General features: G+C 44.6%; 16 protein-coding genes. 6 read left to right on the forward strand and 10 right to left on the reverse strand.

The features are described from left to right. Window positions 1-10 precede the first annotated feature (10 nt). Window positions 11-1,414, reverse strand: coding sequence for a hypothetical protein (locus KDM92_RS10085; RefSeq protein WP_212684223.1), 1,404 nt, complete (start codon window positions 1,412-1,414; stop codon window positions 11-13). A 255-nt stretch (window positions 1,415-1,669) separates the two neighbouring features. Continuing rightward, window positions 1,670-2,695: an NADP-dependent oxidoreductase gene (locus KDM92_RS10090; RefSeq protein WP_212684224.1), complete on the reverse strand. Its 1,026-nt coding sequence runs from the start codon at window positions 2,693-2,695 to the stop codon at window positions 1,670-1,672. 231 nt (window positions 2,696-2,926) lie between these two features. On the opposite strand from KDM92_RS10090, the gene purU reads away from it, so the two are divergent. Continuing rightward, window positions 2,927-3,793: a formyltetrahydrofolate deformylase gene (gene purU / locus KDM92_RS10095; RefSeq protein ID WP_212684225.1), complete on the forward strand. Its 867-nt coding sequence runs from the start codon at window positions 2,927-2,929 to the stop codon at window positions 3,791-3,793. A gap of 157 nt (window positions 3,794-3,950) precedes the next feature. Then, window positions 3,951-4,493, forward strand: a complete 543-nt coding sequence (locus tag KDM92_RS10100; RefSeq protein WP_189346497.1) for a YaeQ family protein — start codon at window positions 3,951-3,953, stop codon at window positions 4,491-4,493. An 80-nt stretch (window positions 4,494-4,573) separates the two neighbouring features. Here KDM92_RS10100 and cysK read toward each other — a convergent pair whose 3' ends face one another. Together cysK and KDM92_RS10110 are read right to left on the reverse strand one after the other, a co-directional pair. Next, window positions 4,574-5,557 carry a cysteine synthase A gene (gene cysK / locus KDM92_RS10105; RefSeq protein WP_212684226.1) on the reverse strand — a complete coding sequence of 328 codons (984 nt, stop codon included), beginning with the start codon at window positions 5,555-5,557 and terminating at the stop codon, window positions 4,574-4,576. Between the two features lie 262 nt (window positions 5,558-5,819). Further along, window positions 5,820-8,477: a penicillin acylase family protein gene (locus tag KDM92_RS10110; protein ID WP_230408279.1), complete on the reverse strand. Its 2,658-nt coding sequence runs from the start codon at window positions 8,475-8,477 to the stop codon at window positions 5,820-5,822. A 237-nt stretch (window positions 8,478-8,714) separates the two neighbouring features. Between KDM92_RS10110 and KDM92_RS10115 the strand changes: the two genes are divergently transcribed. Then, window positions 8,715-10,547, forward strand: coding sequence for a DUF418 domain-containing protein (locus KDM92_RS10115; protein ID WP_212684227.1), 1,833 nt, complete (start codon window positions 8,715-8,717; stop codon window positions 10,545-10,547). 198 nt (window positions 10,548-10,745) lie between these two features. Continuing rightward, on the forward strand, window positions 10,746-12,524 hold the full coding sequence (locus KDM92_RS10120; protein ID WP_212684228.1) for a DUF418 domain-containing protein: 1,779 nt from the start codon (window positions 10,746-10,748) through the stop codon (window positions 12,522-12,524). 89 nt (window positions 12,525-12,613) lie between these two features. On the opposite strand, the gene KDM92_RS10125 is transcribed toward KDM92_RS10120, so the two are convergent. Genes KDM92_RS10125 through yjgA form a run of 3 tightly spaced genes read right to left on the reverse strand, consistent with a single transcriptional unit; the run spans window position 12,614 to window position 14,530 of the window. Continuing rightward, on the reverse strand, window positions 12,614-13,294 hold the full coding sequence (locus KDM92_RS10125; RefSeq protein WP_212684229.1) for an alpha/beta hydrolase: 681 nt from the start codon (window positions 13,292-13,294) through the stop codon (window positions 12,614-12,616). A gap of 17 nt (window positions 13,295-13,311) precedes the next feature. Continuing rightward, window positions 13,312-13,935 carry a molybdopterin adenylyltransferase gene (gene mog / locus KDM92_RS10130; RefSeq protein WP_212684230.1) on the reverse strand — a complete coding sequence of 208 codons (624 nt, stop codon included), beginning with the start codon at window positions 13,933-13,935 and terminating at the stop codon, window positions 13,312-13,314. After that, window positions 13,922-14,530: a ribosome biogenesis factor YjgA gene (yjgA, locus tag KDM92_RS10135; RefSeq protein ID WP_212684231.1), complete on the reverse strand. Its 609-nt coding sequence runs from the start codon at window positions 14,528-14,530 to the stop codon at window positions 13,922-13,924. Before yjgA ends, mog begins: the two co-directional genes overlap by 14 nt. A 77-nt stretch (window positions 14,531-14,607) precedes the next feature. On the opposite strand from yjgA, the gene pmbA reads away from it, so the two are divergent. Next, window positions 14,608-15,960, forward strand: coding sequence for a metalloprotease PmbA (gene pmbA / locus KDM92_RS10140; RefSeq protein WP_212684232.1), 1,353 nt, complete (start codon window positions 14,608-14,610; stop codon window positions 15,958-15,960). A 173-nt stretch (window positions 15,961-16,133) separates the two neighbouring features. Next, window positions 16,134-17,222, forward strand: coding sequence for a TRAP transporter substrate-binding protein (locus KDM92_RS10145; protein WP_189346505.1), 1,089 nt, complete (start codon window positions 16,134-16,136; stop codon window positions 17,220-17,222). A 69-nt stretch (window positions 17,223-17,291) separates the two neighbouring features. Here the strand turns inward: KDM92_RS10145 and KDM92_RS10150 are convergent, their stop codons facing one another. The 3 genes from KDM92_RS10150 to KDM92_RS10160 form a co-directional block, all read right to left on the reverse strand. Further along, a complete protein-coding gene (locus tag KDM92_RS10150; RefSeq protein ID WP_212684233.1) occupies window positions 17,292-19,751 on the reverse strand; it encodes a glycosyltransferase in 2,460 nt (819 codons plus the stop codon). A gap of 111 nt (window positions 19,752-19,862) precedes the next feature. After that, window positions 19,863-21,530 carry a TRAP transporter large permease gene (locus tag KDM92_RS10155; protein ID WP_212684234.1) on the reverse strand — a complete coding sequence of 556 codons (1,668 nt, stop codon included), beginning with the start codon at window positions 21,528-21,530 and terminating at the stop codon, window positions 19,863-19,865. After that, window positions 21,530-22,144, reverse strand: a complete 615-nt coding sequence (locus tag KDM92_RS10160; protein WP_212684235.1) for a TRAP transporter small permease subunit — start codon at window positions 22,142-22,144, stop codon at window positions 21,530-21,532. Before KDM92_RS10160 ends, KDM92_RS10155 begins: the two co-directional genes overlap by 1 nt. Between the last annotated feature and the right edge of the window lie 168 nt (window positions 22,145-22,312).

Here is a 22,312-nt window from a genome sequence, read left to right on the forward strand (position 1 = left end):
TATCGCTCTGCTAAAAAATGAAATTGTAACTAACGCCGATGATCGTTGCTTTGCCATTCCAATCGGCACTAGTATTTCTGACGATGAATGGACTACGATTATGAATTTTATCTATTTGTAGCCTGACATCGCTTTGTTGACTGACACTATATTTCCATCCTAACGAAATGGACTGCTGTTCATTGCGTGTTGATCTTAGATAGTTCTGTACGCGTGTTTCTAATTGCCCGATTAAAGGATTTGTGCCCACCGCTAGACCTGTGACTGGTGGCTCTGAATGCAAGGGGCGCACTTTGGCAATACTGAAATAAGGTGTCCAAGATTGGATGCGATATGCAATCGTTGCAAATGCTGCTACATTGGAATTGAAGCCTAATGTTTGCGATTTTAATCGTCCCAACATGAATTGAGCTTGCATCGGTCCTTCGTCATAAACGATACCCGCAGATAGATACTGGATTTTCTTATCTTTAAACGATAGATGGTTTGCCAAAGCGTTTGCGGCAGGACCAAATTGCGCCAATGCAGGCGACTGCAATGTGCTTAGTAAGCCCTGTAAGCTAGGAAACTCGCTATTAAACTTGAGTTCAGAATAACCTATGCGCGCTAACCAAGATGGAGATTGGTATTCGACGTGCGTTCCCCAAATATGTGAGCCATCGATAGAGAAAAATATATCTGGCGCGGCAGCCAGCATGCGTTCACGTGCATTGCCTGCATAGACTTTGAACTTAACTTGATTATTCTCATGTGCATACTGAAACACGGCATCCGCACCATCTATATAGCTGACGATAAGTTCCCCAAAATATTCGACTGGTGGCCTAATCCAGATGTATGAATAAGCGACATTTCTTGAATCTGCTAGCGGGTAAACGTCAAATCCTAAACGACCGAATCGCAAGTCAATATCGTCTTGCGGACGATATTTGATGAATCCCCAGGTGAGATCTGTTTGTAAATCTTTTTCCCCGCGATGTAGAACTGCTTGCACCGTAGTCTCTAGTTGATCGCTCCAACGCCCTGTTACCTGCAATCCCGCCAGCGAATCTAGACCAAAATCGATTTGCTTGCGTTTACCCACACCATTTGATTGGAGTAGATCACGTACATAATCAAATTGGCGACTACTGTTATAACTTACAGCGATCGTCCCAAAACCACTGAATTTGATTGAAGGATAGGCTTGCTCATTTGCCTCATCCTCTACAAGTTTCTCAGCATTTACTTCTTTCTTGTCTTCTTGAACGCTGGGAGCAGTATTTGGTGGAAGGTTTTCTGAAATCACTTGCGCTGACACGGTGGCGCTTAGCAATAGCGCGGATGCGCTGGTGATCGCCATCAATGCGAATAGGCTTGCGCGCGCAAAGTGGTTGGGGCGACGAATGAGGAATTGGCCAGAATGCGCTTTCATAGTACCCCGTGAAGAGTGAAATTGCTTCTTGATGCAAATACGCAATTTCATCTTACACAGTCACAAATCTGCTTGCAACGTCTTATTTTATGGGGTGTATGAAAACGACAGTCTGCCAATATATGAACGAGGAATCGGACAAAAATACACTTCTTTTTAGTGTGAAGTAAAGGCACTTTTACCGTCATCGCTAAATGGTAACGAGCTTGATGGCGCTAGCATGTCCAGATTGAATATGCTAGCCCAATTGGAGATTTAATCTACCGTAGCAACTTGAAGGATGAGCTTGCCAAAATTTCTACCATCAAACAGCATCTGTAAGGCATTAGGAAACTCATCTAAACCTTGTACGATATCTTCGCGCGTATGAAATTGGCCTTGTGCCATCCATTGACTCATTTCTTTGATCGCTTCTGGATAGCGCTTGACGTAATCAAATACGACGATACCTTCCATTTTTGCGCGGTTCACGAGTAACGCGAGATAATTGGACGGTCCTTTTATCGCTGTCGTGTTGTTGTACTGCGATATCGCGCCGCAAATAATAATGCGCGCCTTCATGTTGATGCGCGTAAGTACGGTATCGAGAATCTCGCCACCGACATTATCAAAATAGATGTCAACTCCATTGGGGCAATGTTCTTTCAAACCATCTTTAACTGAACCATTTTTGTAATCAATACAGGCATCAAATCCGAGTTCATTTATAACAAAATCGCACTTTTCTTTGCCACCCGCGATGCCGACTACGCGGCAGCCTTTGTGTTTGGCAACTTGACCCACGGTTTGACCTACCGCGCCAGCGGCACCTGATACCACCACAGTCTCTCCAGCCTTCGGTTGGCCAACATCCATGAGACCAAAATAAGCGGTCATGCCAGGCATGCCAAGCGCATTTAAATAAGCGGGTAGGGGAGCATGTTGCGGATCGATTTTGTAGAACGCGCCATACTTGTCATCGGCTTTGCCTGTCCAGTACTCTTGAACACCAATACTGCCAGAAACATAGTCGCCAACTTGAAAACGATCTGATTTAGATGCGATCACGATTCCAATCCCACCAGCGCGCATCACTTCGTTGATTTCGACCGGGCGAATATACGACTTGCCACCATTCATCCAACCACGCATGGCGGGGTCAATCGATAGGTATAAAGTTTTGATTTGGATTTCACCATCGTTCAGTGGTGGCAAAGCTTCTGAGGTGTGTAGCCAATTGTCTGGCGTTGGAAAACCAAGCGGGCGAGCAGCGAGTCGAATTTGGTGATTCATGATAGTCATATTGCGATCTCCGAATGAAGTGATGGCGCGTGTAGTGAATTGATCTCGCACGCAGATTTTAAATGTCAAAAAATCAGAAGCGGATACAGAATATACCTTAAATAGAACGACTGTGCTTTTATTTTGCAAGGCAATAAAAAGAAGCTGAACATGCGACAATGTGGGCTGTTTTTTCTTTTCACTTTTTGCTTGCTAGGTTTTGCTGTTTCTATCTCAAGAAATTAATTATTTATGCGCCCAGAATATATCCTGACTTTATCTTGTCCCGATCAACGCGGTATCGTTCATAGTGTCTCTGGTTTTCTTACCAGTCACGGTTGCAATATTATTGATTCAGCGCAGTTCGGCGATGCACACTCGCAGTTGTTTTTCATGCGGGTTCATTTTTCGGTTGATGAATTGGCGATTAGCGAGCAATTCTTACGTCAAGAATTTAAAGAAGTTGCGCAAGCGTTGCAAATGGAATGGCAGTTACACGATGCGCATCACAAGCCGCGCCTGGTGTTGATGGTGTCGAAAATTGGTCATTGCTTGAATGATCTTTTGTTTCGCTACAAGAGCGGCTTACTACCAGTAGAAATCAAGGCGATCATTTCAAATCACACCGATTTTTATCAGTTGGCTGCAAGTTACAATATTCCTTTTCATCATTTGCCATTAGCAGCTGGTGCAAGTGCGGAAGAAAAACAGACGCAGGAACAAAGAGTCTTAGAAGTCATCAACGCAAATCAAGCCGAGTTGGTAGTGTTGGCACGTTATATGCAAATACTTTCGAACTCCATGTGCCAGGCTTTAAACGGTCGTGCGATCAATATCCATCACTCATTTTTACCTAGCTTTAAAGGCGCTAAGCCGTACTATCAAGCGCATGATCGCGGTGTGAAATTGATTGGCGCGACCGCGCATTTTGTCACCGGTGATTTGGATGAGGGACCGATTATTGAACAAGACGTCGCGCGCGTCGATCATGCGATGGACCCAGAAAAATTAACGGCAATTGGCCGTGATGTGGAATGTGTGGTGTTGGCGCGTGCAGTGAATTATTTTGTCGAGCATCGTATCTTATTGAATGGCCATAAGACGGTCGTGTTTAACTAAGCACGATTTTTTAAGGCTTGATTGGAGCCTATGCACTTCATTCACATTCAAATTAGAAACTGGATTGAAGTCAAATAGCAAGCGCTAGTGATAGTGGAATTAATGAGTAAGCTTAATGAATACGCTTAATGAGAAAAATTAAACAGCAGGATTAAGAATGGCATTGAAATCAACAATTTATAAAGCAGAACTGAATATTTCCGACATGGATCGTGGTTATTACGCTGACCATAGTTTAACCATCGCCCGTCATCCATCGGAAACGGATGAACGCATGATGGTACGCGTCGTCGCCTTCGCGCTGCATGCTTCTGAGCGCTTGAGTTTTGGTAAAGGTATTTCGGATACAGAAGAACCTGATTTTTGGGAAAAAGATTACACCGATGCGATCTTGTTGTGGGGGGAAGTTGGACAACCCGATGACAGACGCTTGTTGAAAGCCTGTGGTCGTGCCGAAAAAGTGGTGGTCTATAGTTTTTCACATGCCAGCAATATCTGGTGGAAACAAATGAATAGCCGCCTCGATCGGGCAAAGAATTTATGCGTCAAAAATATGGCATCAGAAACGAGTCAAGAACTCGCAAAAATGGCTGCCCGCACAATGCAATTGCAGTGCACGATACAAGATGGTCAGATTTGGATGTCTGCGGGAGATCAATCGGTACAAATCGATCTGGAGACTTTTAAGGATTTTGAATAAGTAGTCGGATTGATTCTGTTGCCAACAATGAAGTAGCAAGCTAAGACGGCGCTCTCGTCTTAGCTTGCAAGTAAAATGATTTATTTTGCCGATAAAGCGACGCCATTGGCATCGAAGTAACCATCAAATAATATCGAACTTAAATAACGCTCTCCAGAATCAGGCAATACCACAACAATCGTTTTACCTGCATTCTCTGGTAATTTGGCGAGGCGAACTGCTACTGCGGTGGCAGCGCCGCAAGAAATGCCAGCGAGTATGCCTTCTTCTTTTGCCAGTCTTTGTGCGTATTCAACCGCTTCTTCGTTGCTGACTTGTTCAATCAGATCCACTAAGGACAAATCTAAAACGTCCGGCACAAATCCAGCGCCAATACCTTGAATCTTGTGTGGCGCTGGTTTGATTTCTTGACCTGCGCGTTTTTGCGTTAATACTGGACTTGCAGTCGGCTCTACTGCCACCGTCTGAATTGCTTTCCCCTGTGTTTGTTTGATGTAGCGAGATACACCGGTAATGGTGCCGCCGGTGCCAACGCCAGAGACTAAGATGTCGACTTGACCTTCTGTATCGTTCCAGATTTCTGGGCCAGTGGTTTTTTCGTGAATCGCTGGATTGGCAGGATTTTTGAATTGCTGGAGTAAGACGTAACGGTCTGGATCGCTGGCACGAATTTCCTCTGCTTTGGCAATCGCGCCATTCATGCCTTTTGCGCCTTCAGTCAAAATCAAATTCGCACCGAATGCCACCAATAATTTGCGACGTTCTATGCTCATCGTTTCTGGCATAGTCAATGTTAAGGGGATGCCTTTTGCAGCGGCAACAAAAGCGAGTGCGATACCCGTATTGCCACTGGTTGGTTCGATTAATTCTTTTCCTGGACCTAGCAAACCACGTGCTTCGGCATCTGCCACCATTGCCGCACCAATTCGGCATTTAACAGAATACGCAGGATTACGTCCTTCGATCTTTGCCAAAATTGTCGCACCTGCACCATCGCTGATGCGTTGCAACTTGACTAGTGGGGTGCGGCCAATAGAGTCCGCATTATTTTGATAGATAGGCATAATTTCCTCGTCGCTAAGTTTGTCCAAGTGAGACACTGGCACTGAACGCCAGTCACGTTGCAAGCAATTTGTGATTGCTGCGTAAGTGTCTCAAAGATAGACGATGAGGATAAGTCAGCTTAGATAAAACTCAAAAGAATATAAGGTCATATTCTTATATCGAATTGATGGCACAGCCTTTTGCAAGGCTTGCCATCTTGAAAGTCAACGCATTTGTCGAGCTCAATCGCTGAACTAGATTGACTAAGTTCGGTTGACCCGGTTATTTGATTGGTTGCAAAACAAAGCGTTGGCGGGTGTACGCTTCTACTGCTTGTCGTGAATACAATAAAGGAAAGTATTCACCTTTCGCCCATTTGTCTGCCAAATCACGATAATGTGGACTGCTTGGGTCGCCAGATTGTCCTGGCGCATTGATCGCGCGCGAGTTATCCCATTGCCCAACATCGACCACGACTCGAAATGAAGGACCATTGAGTTGTGTGAAATCACTCAATCGATACGATGATTGATTGACGGTATTGGCACTACCACCACGAGGAAGTGGGCCGATATCAAATTGCGTTTTTGATGCGCTATCTAATATTTTAGAAAATGGATGGGCAAATACTGTTTTCTGTAGTTGTCCCCACTGCCAAGCGTGTTGATCTTTTCCTAGTGTTTGTTCAAGTGTTTTGTAAGCTAGCGTGAGACTATTGAGTAAGAGCTGATCACGGATTTTGTTTGCTTGTTCATCTTGATTTGTGCGTTCGAGATAGTTCAACATACCTGACATATCAGGCATGCTGGGTACCAAGCTCGCTTGTGCGCCTAGCATTAATTCTTTATACGCTGGTGCCAAAGTTTGACTTAGCCAGAACTGAAATAGAGCTGCTGCTGCCGAATCTGCGGTTTCTTGATGATCCCATTGGAGTAACAGTTTCAGTGCTTTTTCGGTTGCTTTTGTATTGTCATCATCGGTTTGATGGCGAGCTTGATTGTTGATCTGATCTTTGATCTGATTATTGATTTGGATACGCTTCAAAATCTCTGTGATGCGTTTAGCAGGTAGCGACATCACATCATTTTGTAGACGCATGGAATCCTCGATAGAGAATTTTTTTGCTTGCGACAATACGGTAGCGATACGTTGGTAGCGTGCTGGGTGCGGCCATTCGAAGCCTAATTTGTGTTGTTGGTAGGGATAGCCCTTAGGTAAATTCATTTCATTTGCTGAAGCAAACCACCCTGATTTTGGCTGATAGCTAAATGGCAGCTTGTCGCCAGATAAAAAGCCCGCCCACTCATAACGTCCATCTCCAGGAACAGGTAATAAACCATCCCAATTTTTGCGTATTGGCGTCATGCCGCCAGGAACCCAACCTACATTTCCTTTTACATCCGCATAGACTTGATTCTCAGTTGGTGCGCCCCAATGCAACATGGCTTTCTTAAACTGGGCAAAATTCGTGGCACGCATGTAATCAATACTGCCAAAATAAGGCGCCATTCCCGCCTGTAGCCAAGCTGTTCTCACTGCGTATGCACGGTTTTTTTGATGGTCTTGAAAAATGATAGGGCCGTGACGTGTGAAGAGCAATTCTGCGGTTTGATCGGGGCGGTCTTTGACTTTAAAATTTTCCGAAAGTGGTTTCATGTTTTCCCACTTGCCACGGTAGCGGTATTGCATGGGATTAGCTGGGTTTAATTCATAGACGTACAAGTCTTCTTGATCAATCCCCATAATCGTCAAACCGAATGCGATGCTGCCATTATGTCCGATGGAAATTCCGGGTAATGCTGGTTCGCCCGCGCCAATCACATCTAAACCAGGTGCACTTAAATGCGTGATATAGCGTAAAGACGGCGCTGAGTAAGCGCGATGCGGGTCATTTGCCATGATCGCGCGACCAGTGCTGGTTTTGGACGGTGCGAGTACCCAGTTGTTACTGCCTTCCATTTGATCAGGATTTGTTTCGTATAGCTTAGCGATGTTTGTATTAGGGGCTTCATTTGTTGCGGTTGTAGGCGTTTCAATTTGTGAGATACGCATATTCTGCTTATCAAAAACGACGTTCTGTGTCGCTAAACTGAATTGACGCAAGATGCCTTCGGGTAAACATGGGTCGAGGCCTGCGGGGAGTGTGGTTTTCCATTTGGGCGATAAATTTTGCCGTATTTCGTCTAATGCTAATTGACCGTTGCAAGCAAATTTTGCGCGATTCACTTCGGCGTTGAGGTTGCGAGTTAAGCCATGACTGCGGATGCGCACCACGTCTTCAGCTTGCCATTTCGCTGGTAGATATTTCAGGATTTTAAATTCGGCGGGTAAGGCATGATTGTTCTTACTGACATAATCTATATAGGCATTGATCCCAGCGACAAATTGTTTGGTGATGCGTTCGGCTTGTGTTCCGTAGGCATTCCATTCTTGTTTCATATCACCGCGGTAGAGGAATAAACGCGCGGCACGATCTTGTTCAAAGAAGCTGTTGCCAAATACCTCGGACAGTTGACCGAGACCACGTCTGCGCCATAGGTCGAGCTGAAAAAGGCGATCACGTGCAGCATTAAAGCCTTGTGCAAAAAAAAGATCATCTTCATTCTTGGCATAAATATGCGGTACGCCCCATTGGTCTAGCAAAATTTCTGCGCTTTGACTGATGCCATAAACTTGCCATTCTTGCGTGGTTTTAATCGGTGTTACTTTTTTCTGGTGCGTATTTTGGGTGCTTGGTTTATTGGCATTGCTCGCATTTGCGCTCACTTGCGCATTGACTTGTGGCGAGCAGATGATGCCTAACAAGCCTAGCAACATTAGCGTGTTGGTGAGTTTGAATTGATGTGGGGTGCGTAGGCTAAAATCTTCCACTAGGTTAATTTTGTTATTGATGATGGGTTTGTTGCCCTTGGGTAAGGCTAGCTTAAAGAGTCTAGACATATTTTTTCTGAAATGAGAATTTGAGTGCAATGTGAATTTGTATGGCTTGAGTATACGACCAATTAAAGTAATTTCATTCCCTTGATTTCGCATTTCATCGCAATGCTATCGATTCTTATTGGCGATCTAACTAGTATGTCGATGTCAAAATGCGATCATGTGTCTTCACTTGCATGTTCATATCTCGCCCAGATTGGGAAGTCTGGGTTTAACCTAACCTGAAAACAATAAACCATGATGGAATCATCTACCGATACAGGAAGCGCGGGCAGTGCGGGCGGTGCCAGCAATGTCAATAGCACTTTCCCTAATCCTTCTGCTGTTCTAAAACCTATTCTGAAGCCAATCTCGGTGAGTGAGCGTATTCAAGCTTTAGACGTGATACGTGGATTTGCCTTAATTGGTATTTTCTTCATGAACATTGAATGGTTTAACCGCTCATTTTTGACCATGGGGACGGGAATCCCGAGTAATGTACACGGCATAGACTGGTTAGCCAGTTATTTTGTGAACTTCTTTGTGGCTGGTAAGTTCTGGACTATTTTTTCTTTGCTGTTTGGAATGGGTTTCGCGGTGATGCTGACGCGCTCAGAAGAAACAGGGCGAGCATTTATCAAGCCCTATATTCGCCGTATCATTGCATTAGCAATCTTTGGTATTTTGCATAATGTCTTATTGTGGCCTGGCGATATTTTGTATAGCTATGCGTTCACTGCGGCTGGCTTGTTGATTATTTTATTTGGTCAGTGGAAATGGATAGTAGCGAGTATCGTCGGCCTGATTGGCTTCTGTTTTATCCCCGGCATGGGATCTTTTTCTGCGGTGGTTGGTGGTATCGCTTTTATGGGATTCATCGCGATTTTTATTCGTAATGAACGAATTGTTTCCTTTCTTGGTATGAAGATGCCATTGTTTTCTGCGATTTGCTTGTTCATCACGATACTTGTGAGTTTGGCTGCGTTAGTAAGTTGGTTTGTGCCTGCAATGCGCGAAGGTCGAAATGGTTTGACTGGAGTGTCAGCTGCGTTCTTGATCATCACATTTTTATCAGCAAAATATCATCAGCCAGCGGAAGCGCGATTTTGGCGTGCTGGTGTATTGATTTATAGCTTGCCTTTTGTGATTGGAATGGTGTTTGGAGTGATCGCCTATCAACAACCTTTAACTAGCGTTTTTAATTCAGCAGAAGCAGTCAAATTAGCTGCAGAAAAGCAGGCGAAAAAAGAAGCCAATGAAGCTGAAGAAAAATTGGCAAAGCTTAATCCTGCAAGCGGCACAAAAAAGGATGACAGCAAAGAGGATAAAAAGCTTCCAAAATCTGAAGCGCAAAAAAAATTGGAGCGCGATGCAGATACGATTAATCGTATCAATGAAAATCGTAAAGAGATCGAAAAAGACTTGAAGGCAATGACGCAGGCCAACTATCCTGATTTTGTGAAGCATCGCTTTGCAGATTTTATGGATGCTCCATTTGGCAGCGCGGGACAAGCGTTTGCAGCGATTGCTTTATTTTTGATTGGTGTCTGGTTTGTTCGTGCCAAAGTGATTACTAAGGCTGCGGAAAATTTATCGCTATTCCGTCACATCGCTTTATTAGGTTTGCCTGTGGGGTGGGGATTGAGTTTACTGGCAAGTAGTATCGCAGTGAGTCATGCGCCAGGTGTATCAGGCGATGGTTGGCAATTAACGCAAATGATTTTGAATTTAGCGAATCTGCCGACTTGTCTTGCCTATGTCAGTATCATTGTGTTGATGTTATATAGCGGTTCCGCATTGGCTAAGATTCAGGTGTTGGCGCCATTTGGTCGTATGGCATTGACGAACTATTTGATGCAATCGGTGATTCAAGCAAGCTTCTTTTACGGTTGGGGATTGGGGCAATTCGGTCTTGGTCGTGCGCAACAATTAGGCTTTGCGATTGCGGTAATTTGCTTGCAGGTTTTGTTTAGCCATTGGTGGTTAGGTCGTTTCCGTTATGGTCCTTTGGAATGGGTATGGCGCGCAGTTACCTATTGGGAGTTGCCCGCAATGAAAGTCGAACATAAGGAGTTGAATCCACATTTGGGCTAGCCAATATCAATGCGAGCGAGGATTGTTTAGTCATGATTAGATGATTAAAAATGCCAATATGGTTTGCAATTAAGGCATAATTAATCTAAGGCTAGTCAAATAGGCGCGGGTTAAAAAGCGTCACGATACAGGTCGTGGCGCTTTTTGATTTATGCGACTTGTGTCTGATCTAATAAGTTCATTTATATCGAGGAAGATATGCAGAGAGATGTAGAAAATGAATCCAGCGTAATGCTGAATTCGATGGTTGAACCAATAGTTGCCCCAGCAGTCGCACCAGTTGCGGCGCCGGTTCAGGTGCAAGACAGAATTGCGATTCTCGATGTGATTCGAGGATTTGCTTTGATTGGTATTTTCCTCATGAATATCGAGTTTTTTAACCGCTCTGTCGGTGAGCTCAGTGACGGTATGCCAGTTGGATTAAGTGGAGCCAACTGGTTGGCTTCTTACTTTGTCGCCTATTTTGTTGCGGGCAAATTTTGGACGATTTTCTCCTTATTGTTTGGCATGGGATTCGCGCTGATGTTGATGCGCGCAGAAGAAAAGGGACAAGATTTCTTTAAGCCGTATTTTCGTCGTTTGCTTGCCCTAGCGATTTTTGGCTTATTGCATTACATCTTCATTTGGCCTGGTGACATTTTGTTTAGCTATGCGATAGCCGCATGCGGCCTATTAGTTGTCTTGTTCGGCAAAGCGCGTTGGATTGTTTTGAGTGTGGTCGCTTTGGGTTTAGTCGCGGTGATTCCTGCGTTAAATAAAGTTGGTGCAATTGCGACCGCACTGGCATTGTTTGGCGTGATGGCATTCTTGCTTAGAAATGAGAAAACCTTCATGCTGTTTGCAAAGCCACGTCCGATTATCGCAGTCATACTTTATGTGGTGGGCGCGCTGTTGTTTTTAATTGGTGTTACGAGTCTTGTAGTGACTACTATGAGTTCCGCTCGTCCTAGTTTGGTGTTTGGATTGTTCGTGTTATTGATTGCCTTTGTACTTGATCGTGCGCATCAGCCCAAACAAGCACGCAGTTGGAAAATTGGTAGCTTGTTGTATACCTCTTTATTTTTATCGATGGCGATAGGTGGTGCCGCGCAATATTTGGGCGCTGGAAAAACTCAAGTGCAAGCAGCTAATGAAGCGCAGCAAGCTAGCTCAACAGTAGTTAGCGCATCGGCACAAGCAAAAGTGGAGGTAAAAGCGGAAGCTGAAAATGCAGCATCAGATCATGCTTCAGTCGCTGCGAATGATTCAGAAAAGAACAAAGCGAGTGAGAAAGCAGAAAATAAAAAGAAAGAAGCTGAGCGCCTTCAAAAACAGTTAGAAGATAACCGTCGAGAAGTGGCGATTTTATCTAAAGGAACTTATGCCGAAGCTTTAGCGTTTCGTGTTAGAGAGTTTTCTGAAAACTGGACTAATGTTGCGATTTTTAGTGTGTTGATTAACTGTATGTTCTTGATTGGATATTGGTTTGTGCAATCAGGCATCATGCGTAATACGCAAGCACATTTACCTAAATTTAAGAAAATGGCTTTACTCGGTTTACCTTGCGGGATAGGTTTGGGAATTGCTGGGAGTTTTATTAGCACTTCGGCGGTACCAGGTTTAGAAAATGATCCGTATATGTTCGCAATGGCCTTGATCTATCTTGGTAACTTGCCCGCATGTTTGGGCTATGTCGGTTTGCTTGTGTTGATGTTTCACAGCACTGGTGTGTTTTCGAAAGTGAAATTGCTTGCACCTTATGGACGTATGGCCTTGACCAATTACTTGTCGCAGTCTGTGATTTGTTCGGTAATTTTTTACAGCTACGGTTTAGGCTATTATGGAATGCAGCGCGCGCATCAAGTTGCTGTGGTGGCGATCGTCGTGGTGCTACAAATATTATTTAGCCACTGGTGGTTAAGTAAATTCCGTTATGGACCAATGGAGTGGTTGTGGCGTGCGATTACCTATTGGAAACTTCCTGCACTCAAGAATTAATTCGTTGACTAAATACTGATTAGCTTTTCGCAAAAATAAAAAACGGGCAAACTAAAGTGGCCCGTTTTTTATTTCGCTTGTTATACCGTTTATTTCTTCAAGACTTTGTGTAGCCAAAATCCGATATCCATAATTTCTTGTGGCGATACGGAATGCTGCATCCAATAATCATGCCACTCAACTGGATAGCCTAAGCTTACCAGCAGATCGCGAGATTGCTGTGCACGTTGGATAGGAATCACGGGATCAACCGTGCCGTGTACCAAAAAAATTGAGGTGTTTTGGTTGGCAGGGTGGCGTTCCTTTGCAATTTTGTCTGCTAACGGAACATAGCCAGATAAGCCCATAATACCCGCCAATTTTTGAGGATGACGTAAGCCTGTTTGCAGACTCATTGCACAACCTTGTGAGAATCCTGCCAAGATGATGTTTTCTGTGGCAATACCACGCGCATTTTCTCGTGCGATCAGTGCTTCGATTTGTTGTTGCGATTGGCGCAGCCCCGATTCGTCTTCGCGTTTATTGATGTCGGTACCAGCCGCTGCGATGTCATACCAAGCTCGCATGATATAACCACCGTTTAAGGTAACTGGAATCTGCGGTGCGTTGGGGAATATAAAGCGAATGGCTGGGCAATCACGCAAATCTAATTCTTTGACGATAGGCACAAAATCGTTTGCATCAGCACCTAAGCCGTGCATCCAAATAATCGCGGCACTGGGATTCGCACCGCTTTCAATTTCGACGGTTTCTAACAGAGTATTGGTCATGATGTGAGTGAAAATGTTTAGACGTCAGACTTCTTTACACGTATTGCAGATTTAGGGCGGAATGCTTTACAAACCGCTTCGTTGGTCTCGATATAAGGACCACCGATGAGATCGATGCAATAAGGAATTGCGGCAAAAATACCTGCGACAAGTTGCTTACCATCTGCGTCTTTTAAGCCTTCTAAGGTTTCCTTAATCGACTTTGGCTGGCCTGGTAAGTTTAAGATTAAAGCTGCATGATCGGCGGTTTCGCGAATCACCGCAACTTGACGCGATAAAATTGCAGTCGGCACAAAATGCAGACTGATCTGGCGCATCTGTTCACCAAAACCTGGCATCTCTTTGGTCGCTACAGCCAAGCTAGCTTCTGGGGTGACATCGCGGCGTGCCGGTCCAGTACCACCAGTAGTAATAACCAGATGGCATCGGGCTTGATCAACTAAATCAATTAGGGCTTGCTCGATTGCAGGACGTTCATCTGGAATCAAACGCGTTTCCATCACCCAAGGCGTGCTAAGTGCGCTACTAAACCACGACTCTAACGCTGGCAAACCTTGATCTTGATAAACGCCACTAGAAGCGCGATCAGATACCGAAACGAGTCCAATACGCAGCGGGCGATCTAAATCAGTTGTCGTCATCTTCAGAGTCTTCGTCGTTTTCTGCTTCTGCGTCAGATGCATGCGCGGCTTTATTCTTGTTTTGAATTTCTTTCAGAATCTGAAAGATTTCACGATAGGCTTTGGGCGGTTTGTTTTCCGCTTGTTCCTTACGTGCATTGCGAATCAAGGTACGCAAATGTTGCACGTCGAGTTCTGGATTTTCCGCCATTAACTCTGTCAAGGCTTCGTCTTTAGCGAGTAACTTTTCACGTTTGCGTTCCAAAGAATGCATGGCGGCGGTTTCGGATTTGGACGCACCTTTCCAGCTATCGATGGTTTTTTGAATCAGCGCAACTTCTTCTTCATCCAATGTACGCATTTTTTTGCCGACGAATTGCATTTGACGGCGACGACCTTCGTGGTTGGTAATCGTTTGACATTCGAGAATGGCGTCACGCACATCTTCAGGCATAGGAACACGTTTAACGCGATCACGTGGAGCATCAACCAATTCTTGTCCGAGTTTCTGCAGCGCCGTCATTTGGCGTTTGAGCTCGGATTTGGATGGACGGTCGTATTCTGGTTCAAACTCGTTGGACTGATAGCCGCAAGAGCCTCGATTCGGATTTGGCATTGGTAAATCTTCTATAAACTTATTGAAACGACTGCTATGATACTCTCTTTATCCTTTCAGCTAAAGAAACAGAAGCTATGTCTAAACCAGTTTTTACCCATACTCAGGATCAATTTAAGCAAATTACCCAAGATATGTTACGCATCGCACGTAACAAAGGTGCAACAGATGCGGCGGTAGAAGTGAGTGAAGGTGGTGGATTGTCGATTAGTGTGCGCAAAGGCAAGGTCGAAACGATAGAGCAAAATCGCGACAAAGGCATAGGAATCACGGTTTATGTAGGTAAGAAGCGTGGAAATGCTAGCACTTCTGATTTTTCTGCTAAGTCTTTAGAAGATACGGTTGAGGCAGCTTATAACATCGCGCGTTTCACCGCAGAAGATGATTGTGCAGGTTTGCCGGACGCAGAGATGCTAGAAATGCAGCCACGAGATTTGAAATTGTTTCATCCTTGGCTGATCACGGCAGAAGAAGCCATTGAGCTTGCTCGTCGTACGGAGGCAGCTGCTTATGCGGTCGATAAACGTATCAGCAATTGCGAAGGCGCTAGCGTACATGCGCAGCAATCGCATTTTGTTGCTGCGAATTCGCGTGGTTTCGTCGGTGGTTATCCTTTTTCACGCCACACGATTTCGGTTGCGCCGATTGCCGGTAAGGGATCGAAGATGCAACGTGATGATTGGTATAGCTCGCACCGTAATCCAAATAAAATCGCAAGCCCAGAGGCCATTGGACGCTACGCTGCAGAACGTGCGCTTGCCCGTTTGAACGCACGCACGATTGATACCCGTAAGTGCCCGGTATTGTTTGAAGCACCTTTGGCAGCCGGACTATTGGGCGCATTTGTACAGGCGGTCTCTGGCGGTGCTTTGTATCGTAAATCAACTTTCTTACTCGATACGCTGGGCAAGCAAGTTTTCCCGAATCACATTCAAATAGTTGAAGACCCGCATGTTCCGGGCGCAGTAGGTTCGTCTCCCTTCGATGACGAAGGGGTGAAAACCGTAAAACGCGAGGTTGTGACAAATGGGGTGTTGAATGGCTATTTCCTTTCAACTTATTCAGCACGCAAACTGGGCATGCAAACTACGGGCAATGCTGGTGGTTCGCACAACTTAAGTTTGACTTCGGATCTGACAAAACGTACTGATCATTTTGCGCAAATGCTGAAAAAAATGGGCACAGGTTTGTTAGTGACCGAGTTGATGGGGCAGGGCGTAAATTATGTCACTGGAGATTATTCACGTGGTGCATCGGGTTTTTGGGTAGAGAATGGCGTGATTCAATACCCAGTGGAAGAAATCACGATTGCTGGCAATATGCGCGATATGTTTCAAAATATCATCGCGATTGGTAACGATACTCTGACTCGCGGCACCAAAACGACGGGTTCGATTTTGATCGAAGGCATGACTATCGCTGGAAATTAAACAAGTCACAATCAATCAAAAGCGAGTTGAAAATCGCAATGCACAAATTAGAATGATTGCTTGTGTAATCAATAATTCATAAAATGCACTGGAAATGTAAGTCTGTGGCGACAGATCATGTTCTCGCAGACTTAGTTTGATTCACTCTTTACACCAATAAAAATGGAGATCGCATGGAACGTCGTTCGTTTTTGAAAAAAGCAGCTGTAGGCGCAACTGCTGCTAGCGTGGCAGCACCAAGTTTGGCTGCGGATGCATTGCCGACCTTGACTTGGCGTTTGGCTTCAAGTTTTCCGAAGAACTTAGACACGATCTATGGAGCTGCAGAAACATTTTGTAATCGTGTAAAGGAATTAACGGACGGTAAATTTACCATTCGTCCATATGCCGCGCCCGAATTGGTGCCTTTTAATGCTGTATTGGATGCTGTCAAAGATGGAACCGTAGAAATGGGGCATACAGCGTCTTACTACTACTACGGCAAAGATGCGACATTTGCTTTCGACTGCGCAGTTCCATTTGGCCTCAATTCACGTCAACAGACAGCATGGATGTTGCAGGGAAATGGCATGAAGTTAATGCGTGAGTTTTTTGCCGAACATAACGTAGTCAATTTTTTGGGTGGAAATACTGGTACTCAAATGGGCGGCTGGTTCCGTAAAGAAGTGAAAAGCGTTGAAGATTTGAAGGGCTTAAAATTTCGCGTAGGTGGTTTCGCAGGCAAAGTACTAGCGAAGTTGGGCGTGGTGCCAGTGCAGGTGGCTGGCGGTGAGATTTACACTTCGCTAGAAAAAGGCACAATCGATGCCGCTGAGTGGGTTGGTCCCTATGATGATGAAAAACTCGGCTTTAACAAGGTCGCCAAGGTTTATCACTATCCAGGTTGGTGGGAAGGCGGTGCGCAGTTGTCATTCTATGTTGGTAAAAAAGAATGGGATAAATTACCAAAGCTGTATCAGGCAGCAATTGAAACCGCCAGCTTAGAAGCCCATGTTCAAATGCAGGCGAAGTATGATGCGCGCAACCCGTCTGCGTTGGCGCGTCTGATGCAAAATAAAACGATCTTAAAACCTTTTCCGCAGTCAGTGATGGAAGCCTGTTTTAATGCTGCGCAAGAGACTTTCACCGAAGAGGCGGCTAAAAATCCGAAGTTTAATAAAGTGTATGTGGATTGGATGGCTTTCCGTCACAATCAAAGTCAATGGTTTAATGTAGCGGAACAAACTTTTGCACGATTTAATATGATGCGCAAGTTGAAATAAAATAGTTTTTCAAAGAGAAACGCTCGCTAAATTTTCTGTTTAGCGAGCGTTTTTTATTGCAAAATTGGGTCAAACTTGGCGATTGTGCCAATCAATAATGCTGTGTAAGCGGTTTGCGATAGCGCGTCCTACCGTATCTGGATGTAATGAGTTTCGTATGTCTAACATCGCTTGCTGACCTAGTTGCTCACGTAATTCAGGCGTATCCAATAGTCGTTGAATACAACTAGCAGCGTGCTCTATGTCCGCCTCTGCCCATAAGGGGCCTGCGGGATAGGCGCCAATAGTCTTCTCCAATGGTTTAAGTTGGAATTTGACTGGCATAGAATTTTTCTCTGTCATGAAGTCCATATTGGCAGACCATCCCGTGGCAACCACTGCTTTTCCTAGGTACATCATCTCCGCTGGTGCCAAGCCGAAGCCTTCTGCGCGATGTAAAGAAATTAGGATATCGCAGCATGATTGCAGATCCCAAGTTTGTTGACGCGTCAAAAAGTCGTCGATCATGACGGTGTTGGGTAAATCGCTCAAATAATCGCTGAGCTCTTGCGATGCTTCAGGATGTTTATCGCGATTGATCGTTTTAACAACCAAAACCGCATCGTCACGGCCTTGGGTAGCAAGACGGAAGGCTGCAATGGCTGCTTTCGGGTTTTTGCGGTGTTGATAAGAATGAAAATCATACATTACTAAAGCGAGTACTTTGTTCTCAGGCAGACCAAAAGTGCTGCGCTTTACATCTGGTGTTGCTTCAAATTGTAGAGCATGTGGAAACACCATGACCGGTACTGGAGATACCGCAGCCACAGCGTCACGTACAAATTGGGATGGTACCCAGACTTCATTCAGTCCGGCAAATGCGGCAATATGAGAGGCTGGGATTTGTGGTTGTTCCCAGTGCCAGAAAGCAATTTTGTAGCTGCTTTTATGATTTAAACTTTGTAAGTGCTTGAACGTATTCTCAGTTTGATCTGCATTTACGTAGAGCAGGTCGATTTCAAAATGCTCTTTAGATGCATTTTTCAAAGCCTGTGTGTCGCGCTGTAAATTAGAAGATTGAAAACCAACATCAACCACCGAGTAGGGGACATTAACCGCTGAGCATGCACGAGCCAGAGAACGAGCGGCTTCACCCACACCTAATTCAGCCGCAATATAGCCAATCAAATTAATCCCGCAAATGGTAATCGGTTTGCGCTGGATTTCGGCTATTTGTTTTGTTACCGTGTTGAGATTGCTGCTCGCAGTTGCCGTCGGTTTTATTGCCATCGCTAGGGAATCTGTTCTCCCTAAGATATTTTGTAACAGACGCCAAAGTGGCCAGAATAAGACGCGACGTATCCAACGTGGTTGCTTTCTACTTTCAGGTGAAAGCGCAACACCCAGCAATAAACGATAGTAGCCGCGTGTGGTACCGACGATTTGGCGATAGCGTTTTAGTGCATCGGCCTCTGGTTTTCGCCATAAAAAATAATCGTAAATTTTTTCTATACGAGCATTTGTTTCAGGGTTTTCGGCATCCGTGGTATCTATTGTTTGTGCAAAGGGACTTTGTTTTAAAGCGTTTCTGAAAGCTTCATTTTCGCGAAAGTAAGAACGTGTCTTTTCTGGAATAGGTCGTCCATCTTGAAAGAAGCCAAAGCCGTAAGGTAGGTTGCGATATTTTTCTATGCCATTATTACGTACAGTTTCACTATATTCCATCGCCAAACGGATGACTAATGGATTCATATTGTCCAGCGTATAGCGATTCTGATGTTTGGAAAAAGCTTGTGGATTGGAAGGATTCAGACCACTAAAGTGGAAGAACACCAAACGCTCGCCATTGACCGACAATGTTCCATCCGTATTTTTTGTAAAATCTCTTTGTGCCAGATTCCAATAGGCGACGTTATAACCATGGTGGCGCAAAATGTTGACTTGCTCAAATAGAGTTGGAACCAAATCCATCCAACTTTGATCCACAAAAATGCCACGACTGAAATCAACGACACAGTCACGTTCTAATTTTCCTTGCCACCAATGCAGAAAATGACGCGTTATCGTTTGATTGCTGATCGCGCAGAATCCCAAATTGTAGGTGCCCGCATTGCGTATTTGTAGTTCAGTCGGATTTTTATCGTCCGTCATTGGCGCCAATAAATGCGGTGTCAGAATGATGCTAGTGCCACTGGAAAGCAAGTCGCTAATTTCGGTTAAGGGACTGTAAAGATAGATATCGGGATCAATATACAAAACTTCTTCGTAACCTGCGTCGAGAAGGTGTTCTAGGGCCCAAGGTTTGACTGCTGTATTCAATTCCAATATGGTGTATTGAAATGCAAATTCATCACCGAATGGCAAATTTAATTGCGACATGGCCAGCGTAGTGAACTCTTCCTTTAACTCCGAGGCATACGACAAATCAGTATCGACAATGACGCAGTAGCGTTCCGCATGCGGATGATGTATTGCGACACTTTGCATTAGACTACGGGCAAAGTGTAGATAGTTATTTGAAACGATAGTGACGATGGCTTGCTTTTTCATTGTGTAGTTGAATATGTACAGATAAATTGAGGTTTAAAAATACTAATGTTATTTTTTTGTATTTTTTAAATTAGTTATACGGTTTTTGACTGTCTCATCATTTTTTGTAGTCTACAAGCTATGTGCTGGAGATGCTTGGGTATCGCGCATTTCATCCATACCGCTTTCTTTAGGTAAATCAAACGAAGGTGCAGGCATGTCATCTAAGGGAGTCGTGATATCCAGCTGAATCTCTTCCTTCTTCGCCTCTTGACTATCGACCGAGACTAGGTTGGGAAACGCAATAATTAACCCGACCATGATGATCTGCGCAATCACAAATGGTATCGCACCCCAATAAATATCGCTGGTTTTAACGATTTTTGGTGCAACTGAGCGTAGATAAAACAAGGCAAAGCCAAATGGTGGATGCATGAAAGATGTTTGCATATTCACGCCTAACAGTACGCCAAACCAAATTAGATTGATCCCCAATTTTTCGGCAACTGGTGCTACTAGAGGAACCAAAATAAAGGCGAGCTCAAAGAAATCGAGAAAGAAAGCCAACACGAAAAACAGAATGTTCACCGCGATTAAGAAACCAATTTGACCACCGGGTAGACTAGTCAATAAATGTTCTACCCAAATGTCACCATTGATGCCGCGGAACACCAGTGCAAATACGGTTGATCCAATCAAAATAAACATCACGAAACTGGATAAGCGTGAGGTGGAATCGAGCGCTTGTTTCGTCAGTTTCCAGTTTAAACGTCCATTCATCAGCGCTAAAATGATTGCGCCGAGCGCGCCCATGCCACCACCTTCGGTAGGCGTTGCTACGCCTAAGAAAATCGTTCCTAGCACCAAGAATATCAATGCCAATGGCGGGATTAAAACAAAAGTGACTTGTTCTGCCATGCGAGATAGCAAGCCGATTTTGAGTTTTCGATTGATTAAAGCTAAGACAAAAGCGATTCCAATTCCTACACATCCGGCATAAATTCCCAAGGCATCTTTGGCAATTTCAGGGTGCAGATTTTGATAGTAGTGGCTAAATGCATAGGCTGCGAGACTGCTGATGACGATCAACACAAGTAAAGATGGTACACCACTATTTCCATTTGGCTGACGCAAGTTGCGTGCTTCAGCTGGTAAGGCTGGAACCCATTTAGGGCGGAATAGGGATAGCATCAATATATAGCCCGCATACATCATGGTGAGCAGTAGGCCAGGCAAGAAAGCAGCTTGATACATATCGCCAACTGATCTGCCCAATTGATCTGCCATGACGATCAATACCAAGGATGGCGGAATAATTTGTGCCAAGGTACCCGAGGCAGCGATCACGCCAGAAGCGACTTTTGCATCGTAGCCATATTTGAGCATAATTGGTAATGAAATTAAGCCCATTGATATGACAGATGCGGCGACTACACCGGTGGTAGCTGCAAGCAGAGCACCAACAAAAATGACCGCATAGGCGACCCCCCCACGTAAAGGGCCGAATAATTGTCCTATGGTGTCGAGCAAATCTTCCGCCATGCCTGATCGTTCTAGAATGAGCCCCATGAAGGTGAAAAACGGGATCGCAAGCAAGGTGTCGTTCGACATGATGCCGTAGATACGATTGGGTAAAGCTTGTAAGAGTTCCGGTTTGAGTAGGCCTAGTTCAATCCCAACTAAGCCAAAAAATAGGCCATTGGCAGCTAATGCAAAAGCGACGGGGAAACCGGATAACAAAAAAATGACCAGCGCCGCAAACATAATTGGCGCCAGATTAGCGATCAAAATTGCTTCCATTATGATGGTTCTCCGATTGCTGGATTTGGCAGTTTGTCGCGATTGGCTAATTTGATAGCATCAATTTCTTCTTGCGGTGTTTTTACTTGTTTATCGAAGACGCTTGCTTCGACTTCGCCACGTAGATAACCGATGCGTTTGATGATTTCAGAAATACCTTGAAGTACCAATAATGCAAAGCCGAGTGGGATGAGAATCTTCGCCGGCCATTCAATCAAACCACCAGCATTACTCGACATTTCTTGACGCGTATACGCATTGATTGCGTAGGGAATACCTAAATAGAGAATCAAGCCAGCCATAGGCATGAGAAAAAATACAAAGCCAAACAGATCGAGCCAGACTTGGGTGCGTTTTGAGAATTTTCCTGCGATCACATCAATGCGTACATGTTCATTGCGACGCAAAGTATAGGGTGCAGCGAGCAGGAATACTGCAGAGTAGAGATACCATTGCAATTCCATCCAGCCGTTCGAACTGTGATTGACACTGTAGCGGACGATAGCATTGCCTGCGCAAATGAGCACGGCTGCTAACAATGCCCAGCTAAGTAGGCTGCCTATTTTGTCGTTGGCAAGGTCTATTTTTCGCGATAGTGCAAGCAAAAATCGCATGTTTGGTCTCCTCATTTTTATACTCTGATTTGTACTTTGATACGTTCAGATATTGTATTTTGTACTACAATAAAACGTCATCAGATCTTGCTGCAACTATTGCAATCAAGATGTGATGACGTTTTATTATTTAAGCAATTATTTGCTATGATAAATGAATATGTGAGC

Origin of the sequence: Affinundibacterium baiyunense (assembly GCF_018139645.1) — a bacterium.
Taxonomy (GTDB): Bacteria; Pseudomonadota; Gammaproteobacteria; order Burkholderiales; family Burkholderiaceae_D; genus Undibacterium; species Undibacterium baiyunense.